The sequence below is a fragment of the Pseudomonas sp. VI4.1 genome (assembly GCF_002029345.1).
GTDB lineage: Bacteria > Pseudomonadota > Gammaproteobacteria > Pseudomonadales > Pseudomonadaceae > Aquipseudomonas.
In genome coordinates, this window is the sequence record NZ_MULM01000075.1 from 1 (window position 1) to 17,284 (window position 17,284).

General features: G+C 63.3%; 14 protein-coding genes and 2 pseudogenes. 13 read left to right on the plus strand and 3 right to left on the minus strand.

Annotated elements, in window-relative coordinates; all coding sequences use genetic code 11:
- Positions 1-70: 70 nt before the first annotated feature.
- The 3 genes and pseudogenes from nirD to BZ163_RS02525 form a co-directional block, all read right to left on the minus strand.
- Positions 71-448: a nitrite reductase small subunit NirD gene (nirD, locus tag BZ163_RS02515; protein ID WP_128869658.1), complete on the minus strand. Its 378-nt coding sequence runs from the start codon at positions 446-448 to the stop codon at positions 71-73.
- Positions 448-3,013 (minus strand): annotated as a pseudogene (nirB, locus tag BZ163_RS02520) (nitrite reductase large subunit NirB). The gene nirD and the pseudogene nirB overlap by 1 nt, the downstream one beginning before the upstream one ends.
- Positions 3,014-3,384: 371 nt before the next feature.
- Positions 3,385-4,308, minus strand: a complete 924-nt coding sequence (locus tag BZ163_RS02525) for a LysR family transcriptional regulator (protein WP_128869659.1) — start codon at positions 4,306-4,308, stop codon at positions 3,385-3,387.
- Positions 4,309-4,484: 176 nt separating this feature from the next.
- On the opposite strand from BZ163_RS02525, the gene BZ163_RS02530 reads away from it, so the two are divergent.
- From BZ163_RS02530 to BZ163_RS02580, 13 genes and pseudogenes are all read left to right on the plus strand, one after another.
- Positions 4,485-5,624: an iron-containing alcohol dehydrogenase gene (locus tag BZ163_RS02530; RefSeq protein ID WP_128869660.1), complete on the plus strand. Its 1,140-nt coding sequence runs from the start codon at positions 4,485-4,487 to the stop codon at positions 5,622-5,624.
- A 76-nt stretch (positions 5,625-5,700) separates the two neighbouring features.
- Positions 5,701-6,480 (plus strand): enoyl-CoA hydratase-related protein, encoded by a 780-nt coding sequence (locus BZ163_RS02535; protein WP_128869661.1) that lies wholly within the window; start codon positions 5,701-5,703, stop codon positions 6,478-6,480.
- A 1-nt stretch (position 6,481) separates the two neighbouring features.
- Positions 6,482-7,690, plus strand: coding sequence for a CaiB/BaiF CoA-transferase family protein (locus BZ163_RS02540; protein WP_128869662.1), 1,209 nt, complete (start codon positions 6,482-6,484; stop codon positions 7,688-7,690).
- A 211-nt stretch (positions 7,691-7,901) separates the two neighbouring features.
- Positions 7,902-8,945 (plus strand): TRAP transporter substrate-binding protein, encoded by a 1,044-nt coding sequence (locus BZ163_RS02545; protein ID WP_128869663.1) that lies wholly within the window; start codon positions 7,902-7,904, stop codon positions 8,943-8,945.
- A gap of 15 nt (positions 8,946-8,960) precedes the next feature.
- Complete coding sequence (locus tag BZ163_RS02550; protein ID WP_256578910.1) at positions 8,961-10,460, plus strand: TRAP transporter large permease subunit; 1,500 nt, start codon at positions 8,961-8,963, stop codon at positions 10,458-10,460.
- Positions 10,445-10,858 (plus strand): TRAP transporter large permease subunit, encoded by a 414-nt coding sequence (locus BZ163_RS35265; RefSeq protein WP_256578911.1) that lies wholly within the window; start codon positions 10,445-10,447, stop codon positions 10,856-10,858. The genes BZ163_RS02550 and BZ163_RS35265 overlap by 16 nt, the downstream gene beginning before the upstream one ends.
- A 70-nt stretch (positions 10,859-10,928) precedes the next feature.
- On the plus strand, positions 10,929-11,390 hold the full coding sequence (locus BZ163_RS02555) for a thioesterase family protein (protein WP_128869664.1): 462 nt from the start codon (positions 10,929-10,931) through the stop codon (positions 11,388-11,390).
- 15 nt (positions 11,391-11,405) lie between these two features.
- Positions 11,406-12,203, plus strand: a complete 798-nt coding sequence (locus BZ163_RS02560; protein ID WP_256578912.1) for an amidohydrolase — start codon at positions 11,406-11,408, stop codon at positions 12,201-12,203.
- A complete protein-coding gene (locus tag BZ163_RS35270; protein WP_256578913.1) occupies positions 12,203-12,364 on the plus strand; it encodes an amidohydrolase family protein in 162 nt (53 codons plus the stop codon). The genes BZ163_RS02560 and BZ163_RS35270 overlap by 1 nt, the downstream gene beginning before the upstream one ends.
- Positions 12,357-13,316 carry an amidohydrolase gene (locus tag BZ163_RS02565; RefSeq protein WP_128869665.1) on the plus strand — a complete coding sequence of 320 codons (960 nt, stop codon included), beginning with the start codon at positions 12,357-12,359 and terminating at the stop codon, positions 13,314-13,316. Before BZ163_RS35270 ends, BZ163_RS02565 begins: the two co-directional genes overlap by 8 nt.
- A 31-nt stretch (positions 13,317-13,347) precedes the next feature.
- A complete protein-coding gene (locus tag BZ163_RS02570; RefSeq protein WP_128869666.1) occupies positions 13,348-14,925 on the plus strand; it encodes an aldehyde dehydrogenase (NADP(+)) in 1,578 nt (525 codons plus the stop codon).
- A gap of 132 nt (positions 14,926-15,057) precedes the next feature.
- Positions 15,058-15,630 carry a PPC domain-containing DNA-binding protein gene (locus BZ163_RS02575; protein ID WP_128869667.1) on the plus strand — a complete coding sequence of 191 codons (573 nt, stop codon included), beginning with the start codon at positions 15,058-15,060 and terminating at the stop codon, positions 15,628-15,630.
- A 167-nt stretch (positions 15,631-15,797) separates the two neighbouring features.
- Positions 15,798-17,104 (plus strand): annotated as a pseudogene (locus BZ163_RS02580) (OprD family porin).
- The last annotated feature ends 180 nt before the right edge of the window (positions 17,105-17,284 follow it).

Below are 17,284 nucleotides of genomic sequence, written 5' to 3' on the forward strand. Positions count from 1 at the left end.
TGAGTAACTGTGCGGCTGTTTTCATAAGAGTCTCCGATTCTGTTGCGCCCTGACCCGAAGGAGCGTGGCATCAAGCCACCCCCACCTCCACCACACCGCCATTCAAGCGCACCGGCCACACCCGCAGGCGCTGTTGCGGGTACTCCAGGCAACTGCCGTCCTCCAGGCGGAAGTGCTGCTTGTAGATCGGCGAGGCCACTACCAGGTCGCCCTTGATGCTGCCGACCAGGCCGCGGCCGATCACATTCGCGCCGGATTGCGGGTCATGGTTGTCGATGGCGTACAAGGTCTTGCCGTGAACGCTCGGCAGGTAGAACAACGCCACTTGTGCGCCGTCGAGCCAGACGACCACGCCGGAGTTGCTGACCAGGTCCTGTTGCCCGCACACCGTTTGCCAGACATCGGTGTGGGTCAGGGATGCGACACGCTGGGTAGTGGACTGGCTCATCAGACAATCTCCTCGATGACAGGGATAAGGTTGAGTTCGGCGGCCATGATCGGACGCCGCTGGCCGCGTTCCTGGACAAAGTGGATGTCCGGGTCCGGGCGTTTATCGTTGACGAAGGTGCGAAAGCGCTTGAGTTTTTCCGGGTCCTGGAGGGCGTTGGCCCATTCGCATTCATAACGATTGACCACCAACTGCATCTGCGACTCGAGTTCGGCGCCCAGGCCGAGGCTGTCGTGGATGATCACGTCCTTGAGGTAGTCCAGGCCGCCTTCCAGGCTTTCACGCCAGACCGAGGTGCGCTGCAGTTTGTCGGCAGTGCGGATGTAGAACATCAGGAAGCGGTCGATGTAGCGGATCAGGGTCGCATCGTCGAGATCGGTGGCGAACAGCTCGGCGTGGCGCGGGCGCATGCCGCCGTTACCGGCAATGTAGAGGTTCCAGCCGTTCTCGGTGGCGATCACGCCGACGTCTTTGCTCTGGGCTTCGGCGCATTCCCGGGTGCAGCCGGAAACGGCGAACTTGAGCTTGTGCGGCGAGCGCAGGCCCTTGTAGCGGTCTTCGATCGTCAGGGCCATCTGCACGCTGTCCTGCACGCCATAACGGCACCAGGTACTGCCGACGCAGGACTTCACCGTGCGGGTCGACTTGCCGTAGGCGTGGCCGGTCTCGAAACCGGCTGCGATCAGCTCGGCCCAGATGTCCGGCAATTCGTGCAACTGCGCGCCAAACAGGTCGATGCGCTGGCCGCCGGTGATTTTGGTGTAGAGGTCGTATTTCTTCGCCACGACGCCGATCGCGATCAGCTTGTCGGCGCTGATTTCGCCGCCGGGAATACGTGGCACCACCGAATAGGTGCCGTTCTTCTGCATGTTGGCCATGAACGTGTCGTTGGTGTCCTGCAACGGCACCAGCGAGGCGTCCATGATCGGCTGGTTCCAGCACGAAGCGAGGATCGAACCCACCGCCGGTTTGCACACATCGCACCCGGTGTGGCCGCGGCCGTGTTTGGCCAGCAGTTCTTCAAAGGTGATCACCCCTTCTACCCGCACCAGTGCATACAGCTCCTGACGGGTATAGGCGAAGTGCTCGCACAGGCTTTTGTCGACACTGACGCCACGGGCAATCAATTCATGCTCGAACACCTGCTTGAGCAACCCGGCGCAACCGCCGCAACCGGTGCAGGCCTTGGTCTGCGCCTTGAGCAGGCGAGGTCGGTGCAGCCGCCGTCGATGGCCGAGCAAATGGAACCCTTGGTGACGTTATGGCACGAGCACACCGTGGCCGACTCGGGCAACGCGCCCGGGCCCAGGGTCGGCGCGCCTGCGGATGATGGCAGAATCAGGCTGGCTGGCTCAGAAGGCAGCGCAATCGCGTTCTGCATGTATTGCAGCAGCGTGTCGTCGTAGCTGTTGTCGCCGACCAGCACCGCGCCGAGCACGTGCTTGCCCGTGGCGTCCACCACCAGGCGGCGATAGCTGGCGCTGGTTTCGTCGAGGAACTGATAGCTGCGTGCGCCCGGCGTGTTGCCATGGGCATCGCCGATGGAGCCGACATCGACCCCCAGCAGTTTGAGTTTGGTCGACCATGTCGGCGCCGGTCGAACGGCTCCGCGACTTGGTGGCACAACCTCGCCGCGACGCTGCGCGCCATCTGGTAGCCGGGCGCGACCAGGCCGAACAGGCTGCCGTTCCAGGAGGCGCACTCGCCGATGGCGTAGATGTTCGGGTCGATGCTCAGGCAATGGTCGTCAATCACCACGCCACCGCGCGGGCCGATGTCCAGCGCGCATTGACGGGCCAGCGCATCCTGCGCACGGATACCGGCGGAGAACACCACCAGGTCGGTTTCGAGGCATTCGTCGTTGGCAAAATTCATCCGGTAGCGGTAGTCCTGACCCGCAGTGATCGATTGGGTGGCGCGGGACAGGTGCACACCGACGCCGAGCCGTTCGATTTGCGACTTGAGCGCCATGCCGCCCATCTCGTCCAGCTGCACCGGCATCAAGCGCGGGGCGAACTCCACCACATGCGCTTCCAGGCCGAGGCTTTTCAGGGCGTTGGCGGCTTCAAGGCCGAGCAGGCCACCGCCGGACCACCACGCCACGCCGGGCGTTGGCGGCCGCGGGCACGGATCGCGTCGAGGTCTTCCAGGGTGCGGTAGACCAGGCGCGAGTCGCCCTCGGCGCCTTCGATCGGCGGCACGAAGGGATAGGAGCCCGTCGCCAGCACCAGCTTGTCGTAGGCGACGCAACCTTGCGCGGTGATCACCTGGCGGCGGCCGCGGTCGATTTCCAGCACCGGCACGCCCAGGTGCAGGGTCACGCCCGGGGTCTGGTACAGCGACGCGTCGGACAGCGCCAGCGGACTCGGCATCACGGCCGGTGAAATATTCGGAAAGGTGCACACGGTCGTAGGCGCGCATCGGCTCCTCGCTGAACACATGCAGCCGATAGTGATCGAGGGCACCGCGCTCGATCAGCTGTTCGACACAATGATGTCCGACCATGCCATTGCCGATCACGACCAGCGTCTGCAGTTTGTTCAACGCGCCAACATTGGAATTCATAAGTAGCACCCGGCTAAAGCCCGTCACGGTTCAAAAATGCAAAAAAAAAACGCCTGAAACCTTGCGGTTCCAGGCGTCTTTGCCTGTTCTTTTGCGGTGTTGAAACCAGACGTCTATGCCTGATTCACCGATGTTGCCCACGAATCGATCGTCGTTGACCGAGAGGGGCTGCCCACTCGACTGTATTCGCGGCGGGCCTGTAAAGGGCTATGCAGCGACTGTGCCAGATCGTGCAGACAGCGCTTTCAGGCCCGCGTACCGGGCACTTGGCGACCCAAGGGCACAGGGTCGGACACCGGCGGTTTTGCCTTCGCATAGTGCAGCGGTTGCATCAGGGCTTTATAAAAGTGCACAGATCAGCGCCGGCCAGCTCAACGGGGATTGAGCAGGGCCTCGCGCAACAGTCTGGCGGCCGGCGAGTCCGGCACGCCTGTGCGCGACACCAGCTCATAGGGTTCGCTGCGCGAAGTGATGGGCAGCGGCAGCGTGGTGGTAAAGCCATAGCCGGAGCAGAATTTCGCCACGTCAGTCGACACCAGTGCGACCAGGGTCGGGTTTTCCTGGAGCAGCGACAAGGTCGCGAAGGCCGAGGTCGTCTCCAACAGGTGCACCGGAAACCGCAGGTCGGCCTCGTGGAATTCCCGTTCCAGCAGCAGGCGCATGGGCATGTTGGCGCGATAGACCACCCAGCGGTAATCCACCAGATCCTTCAGGGACAGTCGCCTGGCATAGGCGAACGGATGCTGGGTGCTGGCGATCACCGCCAGGGTTTCCTCGACGAAGGTCGCGCTCTCATACAAATACGGCGTGGTGCTGACGGTGGTGCGGCAGATCGCCAGGTCCAGGCGCCCGGAATCCAGCTGGCTGAGCAGCGCGGCGCTGGTGTCTTCGACGATCTCGATGGACAGCTTCGGGTGATCGGCAATGACCCGGCTGATCGCCGTGGTCAATAAAGGCACGGCGCCCATGATGGTGCCGACCGCCACCCGACCACCCTCCCCACTCATGATCCCGATGATCTCCTCGCGCAGGTGCGCGAGGTCGGTCTGGATCAGGCGCGCGTAACGGATCACCGAGCGCCCGGCATCGTTGGGCTCCAGCCCGCGGTTGGTTCGGGTGAACAGCGAGGTGCCAAAAGTGGTTTCAATTTCCTGCAGCGCCTTGCTGGCGCCGGGCTGCGTCAGCGCGACCTGCCTGGCCGCGCCCAGCAGGGAGCCGTGCTCATCCAGGGCGATTAACAACCGCAGCTGCTTGACGTGCAGGCGGGACATGATCGAGTTCAGTGAGGGCGTCATCAGGGTTAACTAAAAGTTATAGAGGTATCGAAAGTTGTCAGTATCGAGGCTCGCCACGACGGCCCTATAGTCCACTCCACAACCAGGCAATGCAATGGGTTTAGCCAGGATGCGAGCGCCCTCCTGCCTCCCGGCCGATTGCAACAACAACAATCCTGTATAACTTGTGGTGAATCATGTCCCTCATCAATTACGTCACCAAGATCCAGTTCGGCTACGACAGCCTGCAGCAACTGGCCTCGGAAGCCGAACGCGCCGGCATCACGCGTCCGCTGATCGTCACCGACGTCGGTGTACGCAATGCCGGTATCGTCGACAAAGTCATCGCCGCCCTGGACGCCACCCGCACCCCCACGATCTTCGACGCCACCCCGCCCAACCCCAACGAGCACGCGGTGCGTCAAGCCGTGGCGCAATATCACCTTGGCGAGTGCAAACGCATCATCGCCGTCGGCGGTGGTTCTTCCATCGACCTGGCCAAGGGCGTTGCCGTGTGCGCGACCCACGACGGCCCGCTGCAAAGCTTTGCCGTGATCGAAGGCGGGCTGGATCGCATCACCTCGGCCACCGCGCCGCTGATCGCGATTCCGACCACCGCAGGCACCGGCAGCGAAGTCGGGCGCGGCGCCATCCTGATCCTCGACGATGGTCGCAAAGTGGGCGTAATCTCACCTTTTGTGGTGCCGCGCGTGGCCATCTGCGATCCCGAGCTGACCCTGGGCCTGCCACCCATGCTCACCGCCGCCACCGGCATGGACGCCATCGCCCATTGCATCGAGACCTTCATGGCGCCGGTCTTCAACCCCGCCGCGGATGGCATCGCCCTCGATGGCCTGTGGCGCGCCTGGGAACACATCGAACGCGCCACCGCCGAACCGGGTGACCGCGAAGCGCGGATGAACATGATGAGTGCCTCGATGCAGGGCGCCCTCGCGTTCCAGAAGGGCCTGGGTTGCGTGCACAGCCTGTCCCACGCCCTGGGCGGGATCAACCCGAAGCTGCACCACGGCACCTTGAACGCGATCTTCCTGCCCGCGGTGGTGGACTTCAACGCCAACGCCCCCACGGTCCGCGATGAACGCAAGCTCGAACGCCTGCGCCACGCCATGGGCCTTGAGGCCGGCGCCAACATCGGTACCGCGATCGAGAACATGACCCGCCGCCTGGGCCTGCCGACCCGCCTGAGCGAGATCGGCGTCGACGAGAGCCTGTTTGCCGGGATCGTCGAAGGCGCGTTGCACGATCACAGCCACAAGACCAACCCCCGCGAAGCATCGTCCGCGGACTACCTGTCGATGCTCCGGCAGTCGCTGTAAACAGCCGCTATCCCACAACAATAAAACAGGAGGCAGCCGCATCGTCGAACAGTGATTCGACGCCAGCGGCACCATCATGAACCCCACTGTCCTTATCGAACGGCAAGACGCCATTGCCATCGTCACCCTCAGCCACCCGGGAAAAATGAACGCCCTGACCTTGTCCATGTGGCAGGACCTGGGTGACGTCATGACCGAGCTGTCCGCTGACTCCAGCGTGCGTTGCGTGGTGCTGCGCGGCGCCGGCGAACAGGCCTTTGCCGCCGGTGCCGATGTCGGCGAGTTTCCAAACGTACGCGCTGATCAGGCGCAAGCCCGGGAGTATGCCGAGGTGACCTCGGCCGCCATGCGCGCGGTCGTTGACTGCCCGCACCCGGTCATCGCGATGATCCACGGCGTGTGCGTCGGCGGCGGCCTGGAAATCGCCGCGCTCTGTGACCTGCGTATCTGCGGCACTTCCAGCCGCTTCGGGGCGCCGGTCGGCAAACTGGGCCTGGTCATGTCCTATGACGAAATGGCCGGACTGGTGGCGCTGGCCGGACGCTCGACCACCCTCGAGATCCTGCTGGAAGGACGCATTCTCGACGCCAACGACGCCTACGTGAAAAACCTCGTGACCCGCGTCGTGCCAGACGCCGAGGTCGAAACCGAGACCCTCGCCACCGCCAGACGCATTGCCAACGGCGCGCCCCTGGTCGCCCGCTGGCATCGCCAGGCCGCGCGCCAGCTTGAAGCCGGCGTGGCACCCACCGCCGAGCAAGTCGACAGCAGTTACAGCTGCTACGACACCGAAGATTTTCAGATCGGCCTGAACGCTTTCATCACGAAAGCCAAACCACAGTTCAAGGGGAAATGACATGGGACCGCTGACAGGCATGCGCGTTGTAGAACTGGCTCACATCATGTCCGGCCCGGTGTGCGGGATGATGCTGGCCGACATGGGCGCCGATGTGGTGAAGGTCGAGAAAGTCCCGGACGGCGATGATTCGCGGCGCTTCTCGCCGATCATGGCCAGCGGCGAATCCGCCTCGTTCATGGTGGTCAACCGCAACAAGCGCGGGATCGGCCTGAACCTGAAAACCGACGGTGGCCGCGACGTGTTGCGCCGCCTGTTGCTGGATGCCGACGTGGTCACGGAAAACTACCGGGCCGGCACCATGGAGAAATTCGGCCTGGGCTATGAAGCGCTCAAAGTGATCAACCCCGGGCTGATCTACTGCGCGATCTCCGGCTACGGGCGCAGCGGGCCGTTCGGCGAGAAAGGCGGTTTCGACCTGATCGCCCAGGGCATGAGCGGCATGATGAGCATGACCGGTGAAGCCGGGCGCGAGCCGGTCAAGGCCGGTTCGCCGGTGGCCGACATCAACTCCGGGATCCTCGCCGCCCTTGGCATTTGCGCCGCCTACGCGGCCAAGCAGAAAACCGGCCTGGGGCAGATGGTCGACACCTCGTTGTTCGAAGCCGGCCTGCAACAGATGTACTGGCCGGCGGCCGCTTACTTCGCCGATGGCACCATCCTGCCGAAGATGGGGTCGGCCAACTCCACCAGCGCGCCGTATCAAGTGTTCCGCACCGCCGACGGCTGGATCAATATCGGCGCCGCCAACCAGGCCAACTACGAACGACTGGTCGAAGCCCTGGCCGTGCCGCAACTGAAGGCCGATCCACGCTTCGCCAGCAACGCGTTGCGCATGGAGCACCGCCTGGCTCTGGTGGAGATCCTCAATGAAGTGCTGGTGGCGCGCACCACGGATCAATGGATGGTGCTGTTCGACAGCCTCGGCCTGCCTGCCGGGCCGGTGCTGGACATCGCCGCGGCGCTGGCCCATCCACAAACCATCGCCCGGGGCATGGTCGTCGAAACCGAACACCCCACCGAAGGCCGGGTGCGCGGCATGGGCCTGCCGATTCACTTCTCCGACATGGACAGCGCCGCGCCGCCGACCAGCCGCCCTGCTCCGCTGCTTGGCGAACACACCCGCGAAGTGCTGAAGGAAAGTGGTTTTGCGGAAGATGAAATCGATGAGCTGATTCGAAGCCGGGCGGTGGTGGCACTGGCGTCCTGAGTCGCCACAACACCTGAACCCGATCCTGATCCCGATCTCGATCCCCTGTAGGAGCGAGCTTGCTCGCGATGGACCTGAGAGCGCCGCGTTCAACCAGAAAGCCCGCGTTATCGTTAACGACCATCGCGAGCAAGCTCGCTCCTACAAGGATCAACGTTCGATCAACTGAATCCGCGTTTTTTAGAACAACAACAATAACAAGGTGAACATCATGAGCCGTATCTTGACCGAGGCCGTCAGCCGCCGATCATTTCTAATGTCTGCCGGCATCACCGTCGGCGGTGCATTCGCCGCCAACCTGCTGCCCTCCAGCGTCTTCGCCGCGACCAAACCCATCGTGCTGCGCGACACCAGCAGCTTGCCCGACACCCATCCGCTGAACATCCAGATGAAGGCCGCGTCGCTCGCGATCAAGGCCGAAACCAACGGCGCGGTGGACCTGCAGGTGTACGCCAACGGCGCCATGGGCGGCGACACCGACATGCTGTCCCAGGTGCGCGCCGGGGCGATCGACTTCATCCCGTTGCCAGGCGCCATCCTCTCTACCCTGGTGCCGGCCATGTCCATTGAAAGCATGCCCTTTGCCTTCAAGGACTACGACAGCGTCTGGGCGGCCCTGGACGGCAAGCTGGGCGAGTACGTGCGCGCCAAGACCGCCAAGGTCGGCCTGATCCCGATGGAGAAAGTCTGGAACAACGGCTTTCGCCAGATCACCAGTTCGACGCGGCCGATCTTCACCCCGCAGGACCTGGCCGGCTTCAAGCTGCGGGTGCTGGTGAGCCCGCTGTGGACCTCCATGTTCAGCGCCCTGGGCGCCTCCCCGACCGGCATCAGCATCAACGAAACCTACTCGGCCTTGCAGACCAAAGTGGTCGACGGCCAGGAAAACCCGCTGGTGGTGGTCGAATCCGCGCGCTTCTACGAAGTGCAGAAGTACTGCTCGATGACCGACCACATCTGGGGCGGTTTCTGGATCGTTGCCTCGGGCAAGACCTTTCCAAAGTTGCCGGCGGATGTGCAGGAAATCGTCTCCCGGCAGATCAACGCCGCGGCACTGGTCCAGCGTCAGCAGGTGATCGACCTCAACGCCAGCCTCGAGCCGTCCCTGACCGCCCATGGCATCACCTTCAACAAGGTCGACCGTTCATTGTTCAGGGCCGACCTGCAATCGAAAGGCTTCTACACCCAATGGAAGGACAAGTACGGCGACGAAGCCTGGAGCTTGCTCGAGCAGTACGCGGGTCAACTGTCCTAAGCCGGAGACAAGGTCATGAAAAACGAACTGCCAATGACGGATGTTTCTCCCGCTGAAGGACTCAGCCCACGCGCCGCCACCTTTCGCCTGGGTCGCGCGCTCGACACCGGCCTGCGCTGGCTGACCGAAGGCAGCGCAGCGTTGCTGGTGGTGGTCGAAGTCGTGTTGCTGTTCTGCAACGTGTTCTCGCGCTACGTGCTCAACCAGCCCATTGTCTGGGGCGATGAGCTGGCCTCGCTGCTGTTCCTGTGGCTGGCGATGCTCGGCTCGGTGGTGGCAATGCGCCGGGGCGAGCACATGCGCCTCACTTCGTTCATCGCGCGGTTGCCGGTGGAAAAACGCGCCTTCATCGACACCCTCGGCGCCGTGATCGTGATCACCTTCATCGGGTTGCTGTTCACCCCGGCCTGGGAATACGTCAGCGACGAATGGATCATCACCACCGCCGCCCTGGAAATCCCCAACGCCTTTCGCGTGTCCGCCATCGCGGTCGGTCTGAGCTTGATGCTGATGACCTGTGTCGCCCGCTTGCTCACCAGTGCGCGGCTGATCGACTTTTCGGTGTCGGTGGCGATGCTCGCCTCCCTCGGCGGGTTGCTGTGGGTCGCGGAAGGTCCTCTGCTGCTGATGGGCAACTGGAACCTGGTCATCTTCTTCATGATCGGCGTGATGGCGATGATCATCATCGGCGTGGCGATCATGGTCGCGTTCGGTCTGGCCACCGTGGCCTACCTGTCGACCATGACCGGCACGCCCTTGAGCCTGGTGGTAGGCCGGATGGACGAAGGCATGGCCAGCCTGATCCTGCTGGCGATCCCGCTGTTTGTATTTTTGGGCGCGCTGATCGAAGCCATGGGCATGGCTCGGGCGATGATCAGTTTCCTCTGCTCGTTGATCGGCCATGTGCGTGGCGGCCTGTCCTACGTGCTGATCGGCGCCATCTACCTGATCTCCGGTATTTCCGGGTCGAAGGCCGCCGACATGGCCGCTATCGCCCCGGCGCTGTTTCCGGAAATGAAGAAGCGCGGCGAGGATGAAAACGAACTGGTGGCGATGCTCAATGCCTCCGGGGCAATGTCGGAAACCATTCCGCCCAGCCTGGTGCTGATCACCATCGGCTCGGTGACCGGCGTGTCGATCTCCGCCCTGTTCACCGGTGGCTTCATGCCGGCGGTGGTAGGTGCGATCGCCATGGCGGCGGTGATCTGGTGGAAGAACCGCAAGGGCGAGGCCTCCACCGGTAAACGCGCTTCGGGCAAGGAAATCATGCGTTCGCTGCTGGTCGCGGTGCCGGCCCTGGCGTTGCCGTTCGTGATCCGCACCGCGGTAGTCGAAGGCGTCGCTACGGCCACTGAAGTCGCGGCCATTGGCGTCGCCTACACCTTTATCGTCGGTTTGCTGTGCTACCGCTGCTTCGACTGGCGCCGCCTGTATCCGATCCTGGTCAGCACCGCGTCGCTGTCCGGGGCGATCCTGATCATCATCGGCAGCGCGACGCCATGGCCTGGGCGTTGACCCAGTCGGGCTTCTCCCATCAGCTGGCGCAAGTGATGTCGACGGTGCCGGGGGGTGCGCTGGGTTTCCTGATCATTTCCGCGGTGGCGTTCATTCTGCTCGGCAGTTTTCTCGAAGGCATCCCGGCCATCGTGCTGTTCGGGCCGCTGCTGTTCCCGATCGCCAAGGCCATGGGCATCCACGACGTGCATTACGCCATGGTCGCAATCTTCGCCATGGGCCTGGGCCTGTTCGCCCCACCCTTTGGCGTGGGTTTCTACGCCGCCTGCGCCATCGCCAAGGTCGACCCCAGCGGTGCGATGCGCCGGGTCTGGCCGTATCTCGGTGCGCTAGTCGTGGCGCTGGGGGTGCTGATCGCCGTGCCATGGATTTCCATCGGTTTCCTGCCTACCAAATAAATCATCCTTTGCCATCCCGACCGACAGTCGTCGCTGCGACTGTCGGCACTTCAAGCACACGAGGTCGCACATGAATTTCTCCACGCTGGAAGCCGGCACCGCCGCCACCGAACGCCAACTGATCGTCGACGAGGCGCGCACCATCTCGTTCCTGGGTGAGGACTTGCGCATCTATGCCACGCCGCGCCTGGTGGACGACATCGAACAGACGTGCCTGGATTACCTGCTGACCTTCCTCGATGAGGGCGAGAACACGGTCGGCGCCGCGGTCGATATCCGGCATGTCGGCGCGACGCTGCTGGGCATGTCGGTGAGCATTGTCGCCACCGTCACCCGGATCGAGGGGCGCAGCGTCACCTTCAATGTCGAGGTGCGCGATGACGTCGAGCTGGTGGCGACCGCCGCCCATACCCGGGTGGTGGTGAACGTGGCCAAACTGCGCACCCGCGTACAAGCCAAGGCCGAGGCGGCCGCCGCCGGCGAAGTCGAAGACGGCGTGCTCAGCCCTTCCCAATTCGCCGCATCGCGCTGAGCAAGGGACGACCTCATGATCACCCTGCATGAACGCAACGGCCTGCCGAACCTGGCGGCCGGGGATGCGCTGCCGATTGTCGATGCCCACCATCACCTGTGGGACCTGGGCAACGGTCGTTATCCCTGGCTGCAGGACGAATATCACGAGGATTTTTTCCTCGGGGACTATCACAGCCTGTGCCGCGATTTCCTGCCGGAACACTTCCTGGCCCTGACCGAAAGACAGCGCCTGGTCGGCACGGTGCACGTCGAGGCCGAGCGCGCCCGCGACCAGCAGGTCGCCGAGACCCGCTGGCTGGAGCAGATGAACGCACGTTATGGCTTCCCCAATGCGATCGTCGCCCACGCCTGGTTCGACCGCGAAGACAGCGCCGAGATTCTCGCCGCGCAGGCCGCTCGCCCACTGGTGAGAGGCATTCGTTCGAAACCGGTCACCTCGGCTTCGCCGGAGGTCTCGGTGGCCGGCGCAAAAGGCACCATGCAAGACCCGAAATGGCTGGAAGGCTTTTCGCGGCTGGCTGAGCACGGTTTGTCGTGGGACCTGCGCGTACCGCCCTGGCACCTGGCCGAAGCCGCCGAAGTGGCGGCGATGTTCCCGCAGATCAAGATTGCCCTGAATCACAGCGGGTTCGCCTGGGATCGCAGCCCGCCAGGCATGGCGCGCTGGCGAAAGGGCCTGGAAGCACTGGCCCTGCAGCCCAACGTGCAGATCAAGCTCTCGGAGTTCGGCCTCAAAGACTCGCCCTGGAACTACGACGACAACCGGGTGGTGGTGTTGACCGCGCTGGAAATCTTCGGGCCCGAGCGGTGATGTTCGCCAGCAACTTTCCGGTCGCCGGGTTGCGCGCCTCCTACGACACGATTGCCGATGGCGTGGCCGCGATGCTCGCGCCCCTGGGGCGTGCGGTGCAGGAAGCGGTGTTCGCCGGCAATGCGCGACGCTTTTATCGCCTGGAGCTACCGCATGGATGAGTTAACGAACATCGACTGGCGTGCGCGCTTTTTGGCCAGCGGCGAGGATGCCGACCTGCCCATCGTCGACGCGCATCAACACTATTTCGACATCGAGGCCCATTACTATCCATGGCTGAATGATCGACCGTTACGGCCGTTTCGTTATGGCGATTACTCGTCGATCTGCCGCAACTTCCTGCCCGAGGACTATCGCCGGCTGACCGGCAGCCACCGCATCGTGCAGACGGTGGTCATCGAGGGTGAATGGGACCCGGCGACGCCCTTTGACGAGGTTCGTTTTGTCGAGTCATTGGCTGAAGACGAACCTACCCTGGCCGCGATGGTGGCGCAGGTCTGGCTCGATCGTGAAGACGCGGCAGAGCTGCTTCGCCTGTACGGCGATCACCCATTGGTGCGCGGCGTGCGCCACAAACCCGTGGTGACCAGCCTTGAAGCATGGCGTGCAGACTTCGCGGCGCCAGGTTCCATGCGCGATCCGCGCTGGCGCGACGGGTATGCGCGACTGGCGGAAAACGGCTTGCACTTCGAGTTGCAGGCCCCCTGGTGGCATCTGCCGGAAGCCGCCGAACTGGTCAGGGACTTTCCCGACGTCACCATCGTGGTCAATCACACGGCGCTGCCGGCGGATCGCTCGGAACAAGGTTTGACCGGCTGGCGCGACAACCTCGCGTTGCTGGCCCGGGAGCCGAACGTCGCGCTGAAGATTTCCGGCATCTGCATCCCGGGCAAGGCCTGGCCCGTGGAGTCGAACCGCGGGGTGGTGAACGATGCGATCTCGATCTTCGAGGTCAGTCGCTGTGCCTTTGCCACCAATTACCCGGTCGATGGCGTGGTGAACAGCCTCGGCGAAGTGCTCGATGGCTTCAAGACCATTGTCCGCAATCGCTCCCTCGCCGAGCGGCTTGCCCTGTTTCATGACAACGCACGGCGTATTTATCGACTCAGTTGATCCCGATTTGCACAGACCTTCAGGAGGTCCCATGTTTGAAGTTTCAGGCCACAACTACATCGCAGGCAGCCGCTCGGCCCAAGGCTCGAACACCTTGCAGAGCCACGACGCCAACACCGGCGAAGCGCTGCCCTATCGTTTCCACCAGGCGACTGCGGCTGAAGTGAATGCGGCGGCCGAAGCGGCAGCCACTGCCTTCCCGATCTTTCGCCATCTCTCGGCTGCCCGCCGCGCCGCGTTCCTCGACGCCATCGCCACCGAACTCGAGGCACTGGACGATTCGTTCATTGCCCTGGTATGCCGGGAAACCGCCCTGCCCGCCGGCCGCATTCAGGGCGAGCGGGCCCGCACCAGTGGCCAGATGCGCCTGTTCGCCACCATGTTGCGCCGCGGCGACTTCTACGGCGCACGCATCGACCGTGCAATGCCGGACCGCCAACCCTTGCCGCGACCCGACCTGCGCCAGTACCGCACCGGGCTCGGTCCGGTCGCCGTGTTCGGCGCCAGCAACTTTCCGCTGGCCTTCTCCACCGCCGGTGGCGACACCGCTTCGGCCCTGGCCGCCGGTTGCCCGGTGGTGTTCAAGGCCCACAGCGGTCATATGGCCACGGCCGATTACGTCGCCGACGCGATCACTCGCGCGGCGCGCAAAACCGGGATGCCCGAGGGCGTGTTCAACATGCTCTACGGCAGCGTCGGCGAGGCCTTGGTCAAGCACCCGTTGATCCAGGCCGTGGGCTTCACCGGATCATTGCGCGGCGGGCGTGCGTTGTGTGACATGGCGGCGGCACGCCCGCAACCGATCCCGGTGTTCGCCGAGATGAGCAGCATCAACCCGGTGGTGCTGATGCCCCAGGCGCTGAAAGTCCGGGGCGAGAAAATCGCCGGCGAACTGGCCGCTTCGGTGGTGTTGGGTGCTGGGCAGTTTTGCACCAACCCCGGTCTGGTGCTGGGCATCCGCTCACCGGAGTTCTCGGCCTTCCTTGAACGGTTTACCGGGCAGATGGGCGAACAACCCGCGCAAACGATGCTCAATGCCGGCGCATTGCAAAGCTATTGCCACGGCCTGGACAACATTCGCGCTCACCCCGGCATCACCCACCTGGCCGGCGCCGACCAACAGGGCAACCAGGCGCGGCCACAAGTGTTCAAGGCCGACGTCAGCCTGTTGCTCAAGGGTGATGAGTTACTGCAGGAGGAAGTGTTTGGCCCGACCACCATCGTGGTCGAAGTCGCTGACCAGGCCGGGTTGCTCGAGGCGTTGAACGGTTTGCGTGGCCAGTTGACCGCCACCCTGATCGTCGAGGATACGGAACTCGACACCCTGGGCGAGATTCTGGCGGTGCTGGAACAGAAAGTCGGACGGGTGCTGTTCAACGGTTACCCCACCGGGGTCGAGGTCTGCGATGCCATGGTCCATGGCGGGCCGTACCCGGCCACTTCGGATGCGCGCGGTACGTCGGTCGGGACGCTGGCGATCGATCGTTTCCTGCGCCCGGTGTGTTACCAGAACTGTCCCGACAGCTTGTTGCCGGACGCACTGAAGAACAGCAATCCGCTGGGCATTGCGCGCTTGATTAATGGAGTCAGCAGCCGCGATGCACTGTAACTCACCAACGCTCGGTTTCAACTAACACCCGCTGCTAACAACAACTGCCCGCGCCTGTTGAGAAACAGGCGCCGGGCACACTCGTCCTGAAAAACCGCTGCACCACACAACAACAAAAACAGAGGAAGCTCCATGCAAGTTCAACTTTCGCCGAAACGCTGCCTGTGCAGATTGATGTTAGCCGTGACCGCCGCCGTGATGATCAACACGGCAGTTACTCAATTGGCCTTTGCCGACACCCCGACTACCGCGACGACAGCGCCCATGCAATGTGCAACCGAAGCGACTGCGCGCTACACCAAGACCCCCACCGGTTACCTGATGGTGCTGCGCATGGGCGATAACGCCTTCAAGGAACTGACCAAGCTTGCGCTCGCCGAGAAGATCCCGAGCGCCTCCATCAGCGGTATCGGCTTTGGCAACGTCAAGTTCGGGTTCTGGAACAAGGACAAAAAGGATTTCGACGCCAAGATCTTCAGCAACGTTGAAATGGCCAGCATTACCGGCTCGGTGGCGTGGAAGAACGACCAGCCGTCGATCCACATGCACGGCGTCGCCGGTGACGCGACCTTCCAGGCCTATGGCGGCCATATCCTCGACTTCGATGTCACCACCGGCTCGATGGAAATCACCCTGATCGTCCACCAGCGTCGCCTGGAGCGCGGGATCGACCCGTGCATCGGCGCCAATGTGCTGGGTATTTAACCCAAGGCCTTCTGACTCAACGACATCGCTCCCGCAGGCAGCGCACTTTGCTGGCAGCCGCCATGGCGGGAGCAACCCTGACATCCCTTGAATCATGCATCTGACCGATAGCATGCGCGGACTCGTCCGCTCCCAACTTCAAACTACAAAAAAAAGGGGCGATATACATGAGCACAAACAAGACGGCGGTAACGGTTGCTCTGGGCGCTATTGCACTCGGCAGCCAGGCCCACGCGGACTTCCTGAGTGACAGCAAAGCTACTTTGGGGATGCGCAACTTCTACTTCAATAATGACAACCGTGACGGCACGGCCGCGCCTTCGAAAACCGCAGAGTGGGCCCAGGGTTTCATGCTCGACTTCAAGTCGGGATATACCGATGGCACCCTCGGCTTTGGCGTCGACGCCTTGGGACTGATGGGCATCACGCTGGACAGCGGCATGGGCCGGCACGTCGGCAGTTCGATGATTCCCTCGGACAGTGACAACAGCGCGGTCGACCAGTGGAGCCGACTGGGGCTGACCGGCAAGGTCAAGGTCTCGAAAAGCGAACTGCGCCTGGGCACGCTGATGCCGAAGCTGCCGATCCTCGTATCCAACGACGGCCGCCTGTTGCCCCAGACCTTCGAAGGTGGCCAGGTCACCTCGAACGAGTTCAAGGACCTGACCCTCATCGGAGGCCGAATCGAACATGCCACCGGGCGGGGTTCAAGCGACCGGACCGGCTTGGCCGCCACCGGTGCACCCGGGAGAGCAATGAATTCGACTTCGCCGGGGGCGACTGGAAAGTCACCAAGGACCTGACCGCCCAGTATTACTACGCCAACCTCGACAACTACTACACCCAGCAGTTTTTAGGCCTGGTCCACACCCTGGCGATCGGCGACGGTCAATCCCTGAAAACCGACCTGCGCTACTTCAAGACAGATTCATCCGGGGCCAACAGCTCGGGGACCACAGGCTACCGGATCAGCGGCTACACCGAAGACAATGATGGCGAAATCGACAACCGCACCTGGAGCGCCGCGCTGGTGTACACCCTGGGTGGCCATGGCCTCACCGCAGGCTACCAAAGCGTTTCCAGCGGCAGCAACTTCACCCAGCTCAGCCAGGGCAACCTGCCGGACAAGGGCGCCGGCGGCGCCAGTCTGTACCTGTATACCGATCGCCTGATCCAGACCTTCACCCGCGCGGGCGAGCGCACCGCCTTCGGCCAGTACGCCTACGACTTCGCCGCCCTCGGCATGCCGGGCCTCAAAGCCTCGGTCATGTACTTGAGCGGGGACCATATCAAGACGGCCTCCGGTGAGGACCAGAAGGAATGGGAACGGGATATCAGCCTGGACTACACGATCCAGTCCGGCGCGCTAAAGGGCGTCGGCTTCGGCTGGCGTAACGGCGAGACCAACAGTGAAGCGTCCCGCGACCAGGATCAGAACCGGTTGTTCGTCAGCTACAGCGTGCCGCTGCTCTGACCACGCGGGCGCAGTATCTGTTTACGACCCGATCCCCTGTAGGAGCTGGCTTGCCAGCGAAGGCGGCGTGTCAGGCGACATCGATGCGATGTACCAGCCTCTTCGCTGGCAAGCCAGCTCCTACAGTTATCGGCGCCGGGCGCAGTATTTGTGTACGACCCCGATCCCTTGATCTGCGCC